Origin of the sequence: Colwellia sp. BRX8-9, from assembly GCF_014077245.1 — a bacterium.
Lineage (GTDB): Bacteria > Pseudomonadota > Gammaproteobacteria > Enterobacterales > Alteromonadaceae > Colwellia_A.
Window position 1 is genome coordinate 46,262 of sequence record NZ_JACGVN010000022.1, and the last position, 16,815, is coordinate 63,076.

11 protein-coding genes are annotated in these 16,815 nt (G+C 37.1%); 3 read left to right on the forward strand and 8 right to left on the reverse strand.

Annotation, left to right across the window (positions count from 1 at the left end):
* Positions 1 to 37 precede the first annotated feature (37 nt).
* Positions 38 to 607, forward strand: a complete 570-nt coding sequence (locus H4J70_RS16395) for a hypothetical protein (RefSeq protein ID WP_182230812.1) — start codon at positions 38 to 40, stop codon at positions 605 to 607.
* Positions 608 to 1,354, forward strand: a complete 747-nt coding sequence (locus H4J70_RS16400; RefSeq protein ID WP_182251476.1) for an NRDE family protein — start codon at positions 608 to 610, stop codon at positions 1,352 to 1,354.
* Between the two features lie 12 nt (positions 1,355 to 1,366).
* Here the strand turns inward: H4J70_RS16400 and H4J70_RS16405 are convergent, their stop codons facing one another.
* The gene (locus H4J70_RS16405) at positions 1,367 to 3,160 is read right to left on the reverse strand and encodes a lysophospholipid acyltransferase family protein (RefSeq protein WP_182251477.1); all 1,794 of its coding nucleotides are present in this window, start codon (positions 3,158 to 3,160) and stop codon (positions 1,367 to 1,369) included.
* Positions 3,161 to 3,570: 410 nt separating this feature from the next.
* Here H4J70_RS16405 and H4J70_RS16410 point away from each other — a divergent pair, with 410 nt between their 5' ends.
* Positions 3,571 to 5,622, forward strand: a complete 2,052-nt coding sequence (locus H4J70_RS16410) for an EAL domain-containing protein (RefSeq protein WP_182222333.1) — start codon at positions 3,571 to 3,573, stop codon at positions 5,620 to 5,622.
* 397 nt (positions 5,623 to 6,019) lie between these two features.
* On the opposite strand, the gene H4J70_RS16415 is transcribed toward H4J70_RS16410, so the two are convergent.
* From H4J70_RS16415 to H4J70_RS16450, 7 genes are all read right to left on the reverse strand, one after another.
* Positions 6,020 to 6,631 carry a fumarylacetoacetate hydrolase family protein gene (locus H4J70_RS16415; RefSeq protein WP_182251478.1) on the reverse strand — a complete coding sequence of 204 codons (612 nt, stop codon included), beginning with the start codon at positions 6,629 to 6,631 and terminating at the stop codon, positions 6,020 to 6,022.
* Positions 6,632 to 7,512: 881 nt separating this feature from the next.
* Positions 7,513 to 8,091: a peroxiredoxin family protein gene (locus tag H4J70_RS16425; RefSeq protein WP_259368070.1), complete on the reverse strand. Its 579-nt coding sequence runs from the start codon at positions 8,089 to 8,091 to the stop codon at positions 7,513 to 7,515.
* A 104-nt stretch (positions 8,092 to 8,195) separates the two neighbouring features.
* The gene (locus H4J70_RS16430; RefSeq protein WP_220470397.1) at positions 8,196 to 9,731 is read right to left on the reverse strand and encodes an amidase; all 1,536 of its coding nucleotides are present in this window, start codon (positions 9,729 to 9,731) and stop codon (positions 8,196 to 8,198) included.
* Between the two features lie 170 nt (positions 9,732 to 9,901).
* On the reverse strand, positions 9,902 to 11,314 hold the full coding sequence (locus tag H4J70_RS16435) for an MFS transporter (protein WP_182251479.1): 1,413 nt from the start codon (positions 11,312 to 11,314) through the stop codon (positions 9,902 to 9,904).
* Positions 11,315 to 11,355: 41 nt separating this feature from the next.
* Positions 11,356 to 13,335 (reverse strand): vanadium-dependent haloperoxidase, encoded by a 1,980-nt coding sequence (locus tag H4J70_RS16440; RefSeq protein WP_182251480.1) that lies wholly within the window; start codon positions 13,333 to 13,335, stop codon positions 11,356 to 11,358.
* Positions 13,336 to 13,431: 96 nt separating this feature from the next.
* Positions 13,432 to 15,156, reverse strand: a complete 1,725-nt coding sequence (locus H4J70_RS16445; protein WP_182251481.1) for a CRTAC1 family protein — start codon at positions 15,154 to 15,156, stop codon at positions 13,432 to 13,434.
* Positions 15,157 to 15,176: 20 nt separating this feature from the next.
* Positions 15,177 to 16,766 (reverse strand): tryptophan halogenase family protein, encoded by a 1,590-nt coding sequence (locus H4J70_RS16450; protein WP_259368071.1) that lies wholly within the window; start codon positions 16,764 to 16,766, stop codon positions 15,177 to 15,179.
* Between the last annotated feature and the right edge of the window lie 49 nt (positions 16,767 to 16,815).

The window sequence follows — 16,815 nt, forward strand, 5'->3', positions numbered from 1 at the left end:
CATTTTATTAATTCTACTATTGGAAATTTAAAAAAGAATGATCATCAGTCAATTGGAAATTATTGAACAAGGTCAGTTGTATCTTAATACTGTCTCTAAAAAAAATTATACACAAATCGTTCAACCTAACTTTATCAGTTCTGCAGGCACCCATATGCGGCATATTATTGATCATTATTTAGCGATAATGTCAGGTATTGAAAATAAGTTGATTAACTATGATCTTAGGATGCGTGGTGGCCAAATAGAGTTATCTCCTGAACTTGCTATCGCTAAATTAAATGAAATAGCTAATTGGATTCAAGGCATGTCCGAAGACAAGCTCAATCAAGTGATAACATTAGCGACAGAAGTATCGGTAACCAATAAAAACATACAAAAACTACAAACCTCTGTTGCTAGAGAATTAGTTTTTGTCGGTAGCCATGCTACTCATCACTATGCGATGATTGCTCAGATAACTTTTGCTCAAAAAAATGCGCTACAAGCAACCGAATTACCCCAAGATTTTGGCTTGGCGCCTGCTACAGCAACTTTTTTAAGACAGTGTAATGAACAATCTACTGATGCTAAAAGTAAAAATAAACTTTTATCTGTGATTAATTAAATGTGCACGTTAACGTATTTACTCAATGATAATGGTTATGAGTTATTTTTCAATCGTGATGAACAACGTTCTCGCTTGTTAGCTATTCCCCCTAAATATTATCCAATAAGTGGCGCCATTTATCCCGTAGACCCTGTTGGTGCGGGTACATGGATAGCTGTCAGCAAAAAAGGCTTATCGCTCGCTTTATTAAATAATTATCAAGCACCGGCTAATAATCACGATAACGTGATCAGTCGTGGACAACTTATTCTTTCTTTACTGCAAAACCAAACGAGTGTTATTGAGCAATTAGAAACGATGGACCTAAAGGTTTTCCAACCTTTTCAACTGTGCATTTTCCCTGAAGATTTATCGATTAAAAAACCAAAAATTCACTGCGTAAAGTGGAATGGTAAGCAACTGATTGAGGTAAGCGTTGATGGTAAGGCTGACTTACCGATAACATCATCAAGTCTTGATTTTATTGACGTGCGCCAAAAGAGAAAATATCGCTTTGAACAGTCTGTTAATGGTAAAGAATTATTATCAAAGCAACACAAAGATTTTCATTTTTCGACAGAAAAAGACGGTAAATATGCGGTTAATATGCAAAGAGAAGATGCGAGAACAGTCAGTATATCTCACTTATCAATAAAAACTTGTCTCGCTAAAGAAAGTGAAATTTGTTTTGAGTACTTTGATAATGTTTTACAAAAATCTCACACAGTTTTGTCTCCAAAAGAAGAGAGCATTGAATTCGCTTAATATTTATTATTCTCAAATGGCACTTAACTCATCACTTTTATCATAATTTATATACGCGGTTTTAGATGAACCTAAATAAAGTTTTAATAGCTTGTCAGGTGCTGCTGGTAAATTAACACTGAGCAACAAGCCTGGCGTGTCATTGAAATTAACATCTATGCCCGTGCAATGAAATTTAGCCCCTAACTTATAATATTGTTTCAATAATACCGGAACATCTTTACCGTCTTCTTCGATGCCCATCACTAATGCCGACAACTGATTTAAAGAGACAGGTGCTGCGCTAATAAAATCTTTTACTTCTGGATGAAGTTGCCCGGCAAAGGATTTTTTAGCGCTAACGCCCTCTTTATCTGTCACCATAATTTCATCAATTAAGGCAACTGAGCGAGGATCATATAGTTTGCTTAATGATACCGTGCCATACAATGTTCGGTAATGTGGGTTTTGACAGACAAAAGCGCCAATGCCTTTCCATAATAACAGTAAGCCATGAAAACTGTTTTGGTGCGCAGCAATGATAAATGAGCGGCCCATTTCTAAACAAGGTTGTTGTTGATTAATAAACTCAGGCGCAAAATCAAACATTTGCGCAAGATAAAGTTTTGATACATCGCCATTTTTTTGTAAAAGGTCGGTCTGTCCTATTCGATAGGCACCAATAATCTCTTCATTTTTATGATCAAAAATAAATAAATGCATGTACGTTGCATCAAATTTATCGGTATCGCACGCTTCACCACTCCCTTCATCTAAAGTTCTAAACGTTATTTCCCGTAATCGAGTAATTTCTTCTACACAATGTGGAATTTGTTGTTGATAACCATAATAGACAGAGAATGATTTAAAATCTAATAAGTGTTGTATTTCAGGCAGTTGAGCAAGCTCTTTTTTCATTACTTTTTTATCCACCATAGGAATAACCGCTTCAAATGATGTTCTTTGCTCATGCTCAAGCCAAGGGCTAAAATAGTTATCATCGTTTAAATAGCATTGTAAGCGGACAAAATCATTCATTCTTTTAGTACCATTAAATTCATTAAGTTGCTTTATGGTGAGCAGATTATTGGTTTTTAAAGCGATGTTATGTGCTTGTAATTTAAACATTTCATGCGCTAACATTAGTAGTCGAAAACGATAATAAACTCTCCCCATATTATGAAAAAGTTTGCTATTAGCACCTGATATAAAAACAGGTAAGATAGGCGAGTCGGTTTTTGTGGCAAGCTTAATTGCGAGTCGATTCCAATCAGCATCGGCAATTCGTTGTTTATCCGCTTGAAAAAAAGAAACACGCCCTGCAGGAAATATGACCAACAAGCCATCTTTTTCGAGATGTCGAAAACATTGTTTTATTGCCAAGCCATTGATCAAAGCTTTAGGCTTTAATGGATTAGCAAAGATAAAGTAATCTTTAATTTCTTTAAATATTGTTAAACCGACGTTTGCCATGACCTTAGTATCAGCACGAACCTCGGTTAATAAATACGCAATAATAACCCCTTCAATCATGCCATAAGGATGGTTACAGACAATAATACAACGGCCACGTTGCGGTATTTTTGCCAAAACACCATTAATACCAGAAACCTGAACACCTAAACCATTGAGTAATTTTTGTGAAAATTCTTGTTTGTTTAATCCAGATAATTCACAAGACTCATAAACCCTGCGCAGTTTACTTATCCCTAATAACTTATCCCAAAAAGGCCCGGTAATTTTAAGCATTGTGCCCAGCAATGTATTAGGCGCCATAGCCGCAAGACGTAAATCTGAATAAGGTTTTTCTAGTGGTTCATTGTTCATAAAGTCTTCAGTTATAAGGAAATGATTATATTAACGCGATCGAAGGGCTTCCCCGTTAACTTTTGATACTATTTTAGATGTTACACGCAAGATAAAGGTTACAAATTTCACTAAAAAATTAAAGTACTTATAATGTTTTATCACACAAAGGCTGAATTTATCAATAAGAGCTATAACACACTTGGATTAGCCTATGATCCCGCCCCCTCGACAAAGGAATATAGTCTTTAGGTGTATTATTGGTATTTATAACTTAAGCATCTGATAAGGTTTAGTTAACTATAGTCATTATCTCGCATATTGTTGTTAAATAAATTTCATAAAAACGAGCTTTTTACTTAATTTTAACTAAGATTATAAAACAACTAATAATGCTGACACGCTATGTTGTTAATGAGGGAATATGAAATATGGGCTATTTGGACAAAGCGTTAATGAAAGACGAAATAACTGCGGGTATTCTAACATTAAATGCTAACTACATATTAGTAGCAGTAAACACTGAATACTTACTGATGACAGGGCTTGATAAGACCGACTTACTCGGTTATTCAATTGATAAAATACACAAGTTTTCTGCAGATAAAGTTCAGCAAAATAACAGTAACCCTGACTTTGGTCACTTCAGCTCAACTTTACAGCAAAAAGATAACAGACAGCTTCCTGTAGACGTTTGTTTTTTTTCTTTAACAAAAAATAACGAAGAACAAACATTACTCTTTTTTAAAGCAACTAATTATAACGATATTACTAAATCTAATATTTCTATTATTGAACAAATTTTTAACCACTCCAATGAAGCGATTGTAGTGACTGATAATCAAGGTTATATACAAATAGTCAATAAAGGTTTTTCTCATATAACCGGTTATACGCAAGAAGAAGTTTGGGGGAAAACCCCAGCTATCCTAAGCTCTGGAAAACAAGATAAATATTTTTATAAACAATTTTGGCAAAAGCTTATTAATGAAGGGGGTTGGCAAGGCGAAATTTGGAATAAAAGAAAAAATGGTGAAATTTACCCTGAGTGGTTAAATATAAGCAGTATCAAAGACAGTAACGGTCACATTTCTAATTATATTTGTCAGTTTACCGATATTACCAGTCGAAAAAAATCTGAAGAAGAAGTTCACTTTCATGCCTATCACGACACATTAACTAGCTTACCTAATCGACATCTATTATTTGAAAAACTTGAACATTTATCTGAACTTCATCGTGAAACCCCCACTTACTTTGCTGTGCTTTTTTGTGATCTAGACAGGTTTAAATCTATTAATGATTCTCTAGGACACGAAGTAGGAGATGAGTTATTAAAGAGTGTCGCAAATAGGCTTAATGCTAAATTACGTGACAATGACATTATAGCAAGAAGTGGTGGTGATGAATTTATAGTTGTTGTTGAGGGAGAAAAGTCACTAAGAAATTTAGATAAAATTTGTGAACAAATATTATCCCTTTTTGAAAAACCTTTTAAGACCAAATTTGGTGAGTTTAAAACAACGATAAGTATTGGTGTAAGTACATTTCCTTTAGATTCACTTGATGTTAAAGAGCTTATTTCATTTGCTGATGTTGCTATGATGAAAGTAAAAAAGTCAGGAGGAAATTATTATTCATTATTTGATACTAAAGAAAAAGAGTTAATTAAACGTAGGATGGAACTTGATAGAGAAATTTATCAAGCAATTGAAAATAAACAGTTTGAAGTCTGGTATCAACCACAAATAAATGCTGATAATGGTGAAGTTTATGGCATCGAATGCTTACTTAGATGGATTCACCCTGAGCAGGGGATTATATCACCCGCCCTTTTTATTCCAATAGCAGAAGCAAACGGAGCTATTAAAGAGCTAGGCCACTTTGTCTTAAAAAGCGCATGCCGGCAATTACGAGTGTGGAGAATTAATAATTTGTTTACTGGGGTTATGGCGATTAATATCTCATTGCGACAGTTTGATCGCAATGATCTTTTTGCTCAGGTACAAAAAGTATTAACAGAGGAGATGATCCCTGGTAATGCTATTGAACTTGAGGTCACTGAATCTCTTTTTTCTGAAGATAATAATCATCACACTGCTATTTTGGTGGCTTTGAGAGAATTAGGAGTCAAAATCGCAATTGATGATTTTGGTACTGGCTATTCTTCGTTACAACGCTTAAAAAGTTTACCTATTGATAATGTAAAAATTGATAAATGCTTTGTTGATAATATTGTAAATTGTCCAGAAGACAGAGCAATAGTAATGGCATTAATTTTGCTATCGAAAACCTTCAACGTTAGCCTCATTGCTGAAGGTATAGAAACGCAAGAACAAGCAGATAAGTTGTGTGAGTTAGGCTGTAGCAACCATCAGGGTTTTCTTTATAGTAAACCTCTAAGTGCGAGTGATTTTGAAAAGTGGTTGTTAGCATTCAAACAAAAAAATCAACATAACGCTCAACACAAAGAAAATGGCTAATGAAATCATTTAACTTACCGAATCATCCTGACACTGAAGATCATATAAGAAAGCACGCTGAGCTAAGAAATAAATTTCATTTACTAGAAGAAAAACTCACACATTATAATATCGATATACATCATAAAATAGCGATATTTCTTTATAGCTGGCTAGCTAAACATATTTTAAAATCTGACATGGAGTATAAGTCTTATGCACTATCGATAGATGAAGGAAGTTTTATAAAGTGATATACGCTAAACAAGGTCGATATGACGTCCCTTTCGCCATAAAACAACTTTATTAATGAACCTTCCTTAACGATGAGGCAGCGTTGGAGGGCGACTAATTAAAGCGTTCATCTTATTTTAGTCGCGCTATATTTAATGGCCCTTTTTATTTAGCGCCTATAAAGTTATTGAACAAGCCAAGATTGTTCAATAATAATTTCTTCATTTTTATATATTTTAGCGGTAAATAACTGACCCGAATTTATAATGCCCACACCTTTAGGCGTGCCAGTCATAATAATATCTCCATCTTCAAGGGTTAAGAAACTTTGTATATCTGTGATTAACATTTCAGGTTTGTTGATCATCAGTGGGTAATTAGCGAATTGTATAAGAAGGTTATCTATAAATAACTCCATTTTATAACTTTTATAATCGCCATCACAGTTGACAAAGTTGCTAAATACGGCCGATTTATCAAAAGCTTTAGCTCGCTCCCAAGGTAGACCTTTTGATTTAAGCACATTTTGAAGCTTTCTTTTTGTCAGATCTAAGCCAAAGCCTATACCAGAGATTTTATTGTTCTTAATAATAAAACTGATCTCACCTTCATAGTGTATTTCATCAAATTGATGGCTTTCTATCTCATTAGAAATGGCGGAGTTAGGCTTAATAAAAACTACCGGCTCTGCTGGAATTTCATTGTTTAGCTCTTCAATATGCTCGACATAATTTCGGCCAATGCAGACAACCTTTGAAGGGATAAAGTCGAGACCATCATGCTTAACACTGTTCATTTATGTTGTTCCTTTGTCTTAATAGGTTAACTTAATTTTTATTAATATCAGTTAGCGGGGCCATCGGCTAATGAATAGCTAAGTAAAACACCCTAGCATCAAAATCGTAACATAGGATAACTTAATCATTTATCGATATCGTAGATAAATATAATTTAATAAATATTTAGAGAAATTAGCAAAGAATATTGTAGCTAGATTAGCCAAATCTGATAAATCAGGGGGATTGATTGAAGTGAAGTAAAAGTAGCGATTTAGTCGAAGCTTAGTGGTTATATCGCTAAGATTCGACTTAAATCATTGCCTCAACTCATGGTGTTGAATTGAGGGTTTATCTTGTTATTAAGCTTGGTATATCCATTCTAAAAAACATTTAGAATCGGTGTTATTGCCAAACTTGATTAACTTAGTACCATTTTGATCGTTAACAACAACATTGTGTTTGTTAACTGAAATGAAATTAATAGGTGATTTAATTGAATAAATCGTTCCTTTATATGTATAAGACATAATAAAACTCTTTAATTTGCGCTGCTGCGCATTAATAATAAAAGCCATATTACTGTGTGAAAACGTTTAGATATTTATAAATATCTGATCAAGAAATAATGGATCTTGATAACCTCAGACAACAATTTAGGCTTAGTAATTTGAGTGATGACTGACTGTGAAAGGGAAAGACATAACATTGATTATCACAAGTACTAATCACAAGTGATAATAGGTTAAATAAACGAGAGGGGGATAATTAACAAAACAACTATAAACAGCTTAAACGTGAAAGTAAACATTTTTTTAAATTATTATCTATTTATTATTGTTTAGCCTCTATTCCTTAAATTTTAAAAAGTAGAGGCTGTTATACGACTAAAATCTATCGCTTATTTGATGGTACTTAACTGCTGGTATAAATCGATAAACTTTACACGTTTGCGATAACCTTCAAAAAAGTATTTATGAAAGATAGTCCCTGCAGGGTCAATAATCACAACACCAGGATAAGGAATGCCATAATTATCATCGCCCATTTGGTAATCTTTATTAAGAATACCATAGGCTTTTACCGTCGCCGCCGCTTGATCTGACAACAAAGGATAAGTTAATTGATGCGCCTTAGAGAAACCGTTTAAGATGTCAGTACTGTCATAAGAAATAGCCGCAACACCGTAACCTAACGCTTTAAATTTATCAGCATATTCATTGAATTCAATTAAGTGGCGTTTACAAAAGGGACACCAGTCAGCTGAACGAAAAAATAAGATGATTAATCCTTTTTCAGCGGTTAAGTCCTCAATGTTAACCACTGATTTTGTTGCATCTGTTACCGTTAAAGCCGGTGCTTTGTCACCCACTTTAGGCCCAACGTTTATTGAAGTCTGCTTGGCAAAAGCGCTGTTAATAAAAAGCATAGAGAAAAGCAAAGTGACAATGACCGGTATATATTTTTTGTTATTAACCATAATTTTTATAAACTCTTATATGAAGTAAATGTTTGTACTAAAACTATAGACCGTGCATCTGCATTATTTACTTCATCTAGTTGTTATTAATTTACCAGAGATAATTACTGTAGTTTTGGCGCAACGCGATGTTGAGTCGCTTGTTCATAACCAAAAGCAGCTTCAATCAAGATACCTTCTTGTAACTTGCCGGAAAACATTGATAAGCCAACAGGTAAGCCATGTACATAGCCCATGGGTAGCGTAATATGAGGGTAACCTGATATTGCTGCAGCAGAAGATGCGGCACCTAAATAATGGTCGCCATTAACCCAATCAATTTTCCACGCGGGCCCTGTGGTTGGGGCAATAATCATATCAAGATTGTGCTTTTCAAGTAACGCATCGATGCCTGCTTGTTGTGTTAAACGTTTCGCTTTGGCGAGTGCATCAAGATAAACTTTATCAGTAATTTCCCCTTTAGCTTGTGCCATCAAAAATATTTCTTGTCCAAAATATTTCATTTCAATATCAGCATTTATTTTATTGAATTCAATCATTTCACTGAGTGATTTTGGCATGCCTGGTGCTGTTTTTGAAAGATACTTATTAAGCTCGTCTTTAAATTCATAAAGCAGCACTTCAAATTCAGCATCGCCCCACTGATCTTTGTTTTCAAAATTAACGTCGTCTACGATCACTGCACCTTGGCTTTTAAGGTCTTGTACTGCCTGACTAAAAACATTGTCTAGCCCTTGATGATAACCCATTAGATTTCGAGCAATACCGATACGCTTACCTTTAAGACCATCAAGCTTTAAATGTGAGAGGTAATCTATCGTTGAAGACATTACATCTTGATCACTTGGGTCTGCTTTTACCATTGCCGCTAACAAAATAACCGCATCGGTTACATTTCTCGCCATAGGGCCCGCTGTATCTTGGCTATGCGCAATGGGGATAATACCGTCGCGACTAACGGTGCCTAAGGTTGGTTTTATTCCAACAACCCCATTAATTGCCGCAGGACAAGTAACTGAACCATCAGTTTCAGTACCTATTGTTACCGTAGCGAAGTGAGCCGCAGCAGCAATACCAGAACCTGAACTAGAGCCACAAGGACTAGTTGTTATATCGTAAGGGTTTTTACTTTGTCCATATAAACCGCTCCAACCACTTGATGAAGCAGTTGAGCGAAAGTTTGCCCATTCACTTAGATTGGTTTTTCCTAAGATAATCGCGCCAGCTTCTTTGAGCTGTTTAACCAAAAAAGCATCATCATCTGGAAAATTATTGGCTAAAGCAGTTGAGCCTGCTGTGTTTGCCATACCATCAGTAGTATCTATATTGTCTTTAAGCAGAATAGGAATACCATGCAAGCTGCCTTTAAAGCCACTTTTAAGGAAATAAAGGTCAAGTGCTTTAGCTTGCTTGAGGGCATTTTTATTTAATTGCACCACTGAATTTAGCGTCATTCCTTTGTCATCATATGTCGCAATGCGTTTTAAATAGAATTGCACCAATTGTTCGCTGGTTAATTGTTTACTTTGCATTTGCTGATGAATGTCGTTAATGGTGGTATTTTCATTAATATCGGCACGAACATTAAAAGCCATTACCGAGCAAAAAAATAATAAAGCTAACGGTTGAAAAATTTTCATCTTAATTCCTAAAATATAACGTTGCGCATTTTATAATTTAAATTGGGGGTACTTGTCTATAGATGGCTAATAAATAAACGAAAAGAATCTTTAATTGCTGTTATTAAATCGATACAAAAAACGATAAGTTGTTTAATACTTATCGTTTTATAAGGTTATCTTTGTCTGAATTAAGCTTTTGAATGTTCCTGTACTTTCGTCCAAGCCAACGCTGAAATTGCGAGTGCAATAGCACTAATTTGAAACACTACACTTTTATCGGCAACTTTACTGATGAATAAACCAATCGCTAAGCTAACTAACAACTGCGGTAATACAACAGACAAGTTGAATAGGCCCATATATAGGCCCATACGAGACTGTTCAACCTTTTCAGACATAATGGCAAACGGTAAACTAATAATAGCAGACCAACCAATTCCTAATAGCGCCATAAGTAAGTAAAGCACTTCTTTTACATCTCCAAACATGACGACTAATCCATAGCCAACGGCCATACTGGCGATGCAATAGGTATGGGTTTTTACTCGTCCTATTTTTTTAGCTATCGGTTCAAGCACAAATGCCGGTAATAAAGCAGACACTGCACTTAAAATGAGAAAACTCATCGCGATAACTTTGCCTAAATCATCGTCTGACAAACTTGGCATTTTGTCTTGAAGAAAAGCAATAATAAAAACAAACATCGTTTGTACGCCAATCCAACTGAAGGAATGAGCGGCTAATACTTTTCTAAAACCAATGCTATTATCACTGCGACTCTCTTTAGCAAATAAAGTAATAACAACAAAATACAAGGTAATGATTGCCGCAATAACTTCAGCCCAGTAATGATCGGTTTTTATACCTGATATTTGTAAAGCCATCGCATAAATATCGTAAATAATGAAGCCCCACAAGGGTTTTATGTTCATCAACACCATTTTAAACGAGACTTTATCTTGAATAACATCGCGTTGACTTACTAATAATTCTTTGGGTTCGCTAATAAAAAAAGGAGCTAATATTGATAGAAAAAACACTAATCCTGCGCCTAAATAAATAAGTATAAAGTTCCCCCACGTAGCACCAACCGCATAAGCCAATACACCAAAGGAGCCTGATACCGTTTGCATCCAGGTATAACCTTTAGTGCGAGCATCACCTTCAGGGGTTACATCCGCGATAATGGCGCGTGTTGGATTAAAACTAATATTTATCGATAAATCTAAGGTTAACGCAACAGCAATCGCTACACCGAGCAATCCTGAGATGCCAAGTGATGAAGAAACTATATCAATATTGGGTAAAGCCAATAACATCATAGCGGCTAACACACCACCGATGAGGATAAACGGACGGCGACGGCCATTCCAAAACCAAACATTATCGCTAATAATACCGACTATAACTTGTCCTAAAATCCCCGCAATCGGTCCTGCGGCCCACACTAAGCCAACCTGATGAATATCAAGACCGTATTGAGTAGTTAATATCCAACTAAGCGCTGATATCTGTACTGATAAAGCAAACCCCATCGCTGTTGCGGGTAGGCTCAATAGCATATAGAAAGATTTACTAAGGTTTTTTTGAATGGCCAACATTTTTATTATTCTCTTTTTATTATTTGCAGTCGCATTAAAGGTTATTGACTAAAATAGTCTTGTACAAACTCAAAACTATTTTTACCTATTTTCTCACCAATTAAGCGACCGGTAATATCATCGGCAGGTGGATGAATACCTCCCCAAATACGTGACAGACTACATTGATCAGAAGCATCTTGATAAGTCGCCCATTGCAGGGTCATATTGACACTTGGCCCTTGTTCAAAAACTAAAAACTCATTGGCAACCACGTCAAATTCGCTCATTCCGCCAGGGAAGTATCGTGAACCTGTCATTGCGGTCATTAATTCGGCAGCGGCTCTAGAATAAGTCGAATGCCCAGATACATAACCGGCAAAAGGTGGGGTTACAAAAGAAGGACGCTGATAAGGCCACCAATTCTCAGCTAAAATCCAATCAACACCGGCTTTATCAGTAGCGGGGTTGTTAATGTAATCTGGGCCTTTCCAGCCATAAATTTTAATTTTTCCGACATTTTGTTTATTGTCCCCTGCTAATGCATCGTTCGCTCCAACAAGTTCGATGTAACCATCGACAAGAAGAATTCCGTTAAGGTGATAAGAAGGTAATTGCTCATCGCTACTTTGTCCTAGGTCGGCCATTGCACGGATGGCTGAAACAGGTCGAATATAATCGTAGCGCCCCTTGATCCCCCAAGCTGCGATTGCCGCGTCATGCATAGTGCCCCCCATGGCAAAATAGCTTTTTATATCCCATTCTAAATTACCTAATATTTCGCCAGTACCCGCCCAACGTTTTTCAAGTAAATTATGGTCGCTAACGGTATTTAGGATGACAAACCAGTGACCCGGCGGTGTTTCAGACTCAGGACCGTCTGCCCAGAACTCGGCGAGTACTCGGCCATAGTCACCACGAGGCACAATCTGCTCTTGGTAAGGTTGGTTAGTTACTGGGTTAAGGATATAACCGGCACTGGTATCTCCGCCGTCAAGTTGATTGTAAAACTCATTATATTGAGAAAAGGTTGTTGGAAAGCTATTAATGTTACCGATACTTTTTGGCGATATATCCCATTCGACACCGTCATTCTCATCTAAATGAGCTGACCATATCGCGACTAACGAAAAGCCCCACTTATATAAATCCGCTGTATCTGAACCTATCAACGGCGGCATCCCTGGATCATGGTAAACCTGATAGTCAAATCCATCACGGGTAAAAACAGTTTTGTCATTTGCAGATAAGGAAAATGGAACAACTTGTCCCCATTCTGGGCTTAGAAATTCAGGCATATCGTCAACAGGGTTTCCTGCTTGATCAATATATCCCTGAATAGAAAGAGGTTGCCAGCGATTTAAGTTAACAATAGTCGGGTTACCCGACTGCCCAGTTCCCAAAGCTAACGCAGGGTTAACCGATTGGTAATGGCGATTACTGTAAAACTGTTGTTCGTTAGCGCCATCTTGTAAGCCAAAATTGATATAGCATTGGGCGATAGCATTACCAAGAGCTGCAGCTGAACCATTAGCATAGTCGACAGAAGTATCATCAACATCAAAGCCTAAGCGCGTCATTAAAGCATCCGCTGTGGCAATAATATTATTGGCTCCAGGTGATAAGCGAAAACGATGTTTGATCATTTTATAACTGGCGAAACTTATCGCTTGCTCTTGAAAAGGGATAATGTCGATAGGCAAATCAACGGCTTGTGCAAGACAATTAAACCCAGCAACATTATTGCCCCATAAAAAAGGTTTCACTTGCGGGCGATAAACAGACCAAGCGTCAAACATTGCTGATGAAATATGGAATAAATTTCGAGCATGTATCGTAGGGCGCGCATAGTCATTTCGTATCGCATGCAGTAAAACTTCATTCCACTGTCTTGCAACTGACTGTCCACTTCGCTCGGGTGTTATTGTTATTGGCGCAGCAACAATCACTTCATTTTTACTGCTTGAACTTGAACCACCGCAAGCCGTTAATAATAATGGGCTTAACATGAGTGGCAGGATAATGTTTTTTACTATTTTCATTTTGCTCGGCTTAATCATAAGGTCTACTTATTATTTTTATACTTATTTTGATTCTAACAATTATTGGCTAGCAACTAAATAATTAGTCAATAGCGGCTAAATACGCTCGATAGTCACAAATTTATTGACCGCTACTTGAGTGATCACTGACTCTTCGCCATCAGGCCACACCACACGTATACGGGTTATTATTGACGACTTACCTAAACCAAAGTGTGCTTCAACCGGGTTTTGTGAGACATAATTTGTCCCTGATTTTAATTCCCGCATTTGACGAATATCACCACTACTGACATATATCCTTGCCCCTAGGGCCTGAGAATTAGTGGTTGCATCAATCAATTTGATATTGATAAAGTTATTCTGACCCGTCTTACTGCCGCCATTATTACAAAACAACTTAGGTGGCTCATCATGGTTAGCAATATAAATATCTTGATCACCGTCTTTGTCATAATCAAAACATACTAAGCCTCGCCCCATCGACTTGTCATCAATACCGACATCGATGGATGACTCTTTAAAAGTACCATCACCATTAGCAAGAAAGAGTCGAGAAGGATCGTCTAAAAACATTTTTTCAATATTTTCGCCATACATACCATTAACAACAAATAAATCTTGTAAGCCGTCGTTATTGAAATCACTAAAACAAGTCGCCCATGCCCAAGAGCTATGACGAACACCAAGCTCGTCTGTTTTATCAAGAAAAGTGCCATCGCCCTGATTCTGATAAAATCGATTGCCTGGAGACAGCCAACCTAACTTTGCCGGTTCGTCTCGATAAGATATTGCGCTAACAAACCAGTCTAAGTCGCCATCATTGTCGTAGTCAGCTACTGCTGAGCCCATGCCAGTATTATCTGTTATCACTTCATGGTCAGTGATATCGGTAAACGTGCCATCTTTATTGTTTTTGTAAAGACGGGTTTGCGCATAATCTGTTACTAAGAGTAGGTCGACCCAACCATCGTTATTAATATCAGAGAATGTTGCGGTTAAGGTTTTATCGGCATTACTGGTATTTTTTATACCGGCTTCAAAGGTGACATCTGAAAAGGTTGAATCGCCATTATTCTGCCAAAAATAGGCAAAGTAACCGCTACGCTCTTCGGTCCAATGAGTAACAAACAAATCAAGGTCACCATCTTTATCGTAGTCAGCCCAAGTGCCTGAAAAATTATTACCCGGCAGTACCAGACCTGAACTCGCAGTAATGTCTAGGTATTGTTCATTTCCTTGATTAACATAAAGCTTTGCCGCATCGCCACCGACACCACCAACAAATAAATCTAATAAGCCGTCACCATTAAAATCACCAAAAGCAGGACCACTGCCTTTATTTTTTTGAGCAACACCTGAAAAGCTAGCTCGGTCGGTAAAGGTACCATCACCTTGATTTTTTAATAAAACATTGGCTTGCCCTTCACCACCTATCGCGTATAAATCTACCCAACCATCATTGTCAAAATCACCTGCCGCCACACCACCAGACATACCTAATACGCCATCACCATCGGGCATTGAATGGCTAAAGGTAATACCCGCTTGCTGAGAAATTTCCGAAAACTGTAATGATTGCGCACTATTCTCAACGGCATGGCACTGATGACTGGCGCTGCCAACGGCAGCCCGCTCAGTAACCTTTGCAGCAATACCAACAACTTGTGGCCCAATTAAAACAGGTGTTTCAACACCTGTTTTCTCGATAGGCTTATCGTTACTCGCGCTTCCGCCACCACAACCTGATAGCGCAGTAAGTGCGAAGCTTAATAAGAAAAGAAAGGGGTAAACGTAAAGTGATGATCGCGTGTTTTTCATGTGAATACCTATCAATAACTTTATTTATTAATGAGCTTGTCATTAATAAACTGTTGATGATCAGCAAAATTTACTGAACAGCGTTGAATAAACTGGTCTATATGCGCTAAGTCATATTTATGTGCTGCATCAAGAGCCTGCTCGCCAAATTTTTCGGCAAGTTGTTTGTCTTGTGATAACTCAGGAAAAATACCGTAACCGGCAAGCATAGCATGCCAAGAAACTGGTGGATAAAAACTCACCATACCTGGTTGAATTAGGGCTTTGTTTAAATCATCACCCGCGACCCAGCACTGTACTATTTTCTTTAAATTGTTAGATATATTGGGATTTATGCTATTTTTTCGCCAGTACTCGGTGTCGTCACGCGAACTCAAGCGATAATGAGCGACAATATAATCACGAATGCCATCAAAACGATGATTCATTTTTTCATTAAATCTATCTTGATAAATATTGCTGTACTGACCGAGAGAGAAATCATCAATAAAACCTTCAATACTCTCTTGGACAAAATGTAAAGCGGTCGCTTCAAGGGGCTCAATAAAGCCTTGCGACAAGCCAATAGCGACACAGTTTTTGTGCCAATGTTGTTTGACTCGCCCTACTTTCATTTTTAAGTGACGAACGTCAACGGCTTCATCGACCAATGAAAGTTTTTCTCGTAACTCAAGCTCTGCTTGTTCGCCAGTACAGTCATCTGAACTATAAACATAGCCGTTTCCAGTGCGGTTAGTTAGCGGAATATCCCACGCCCAACCACATTTCATCGCAGTAGCAATAGTTTGTGAGTTAAGACCTTGCTGAGCGTTTTCATCTCTTGCTACAGAGATGGTCACAGCACTGTCATTAAATAAGTTATCTTTAAAACTGATAAAAGGTACTTTTAATGTTTTTTGTAAAAGTAGGCTGTTAAAGCCTGAGCAATCAACAAAAAAATCACCGGCAATGACCTCGCCGTTATCAAGTGTTAACGATTGAATGTCGCCAGCATCATTTACGTTTACCTCATCAACTTGCGCCAAAATATGCTTAACACCTTTTTTCTGCGCAACTTTTCCTAAAAACTTCCCCAATAAAATGGCATCAAAGTGATAGCCATAGCCAATATCGAAAGGAAAATTATATTCGCCAACCGCAGATTTTTTTTGTTTAGCTAATTGTGCAGACAAAAAGAAACGATCAGGATGACAATCGACGTTAAAGCCTTTACGACGATACTGAGTGTTATAGACAAAGGCAGGAGCCGTATGGGCATCGATAAGCGAAGTAAAAGGATGAAAATAACTTTCAAAACCTACTCGTGTTGACCAGCCATTGAATAATATGCCATTTTTATAGGTCGCATTGCATTGCGGCATCCATTCTTGTTCGGTGACACCTATTTTGTCAAAGAAGCTTTTTAATTGTGGTGTAGAACCTTCACCAACACCAATAACACCGAGCGAAGGAGATTCAATTAACGTTATTGAAACGGGGTGGTTTTGCCACTTTTTAGCCATTAAATTAGCGGTCATCCAACCTGCAGTACCACCACCTAAAATCACCATGTTAAGTTTTTTTGGGGAAGTGCTTTGTGCTGTTTTATCTGGGTGGGCTGAATTTATCATTAATTTTTACTGCTTAAAAAATTACCATGACTATCGACAAATAAAAAAG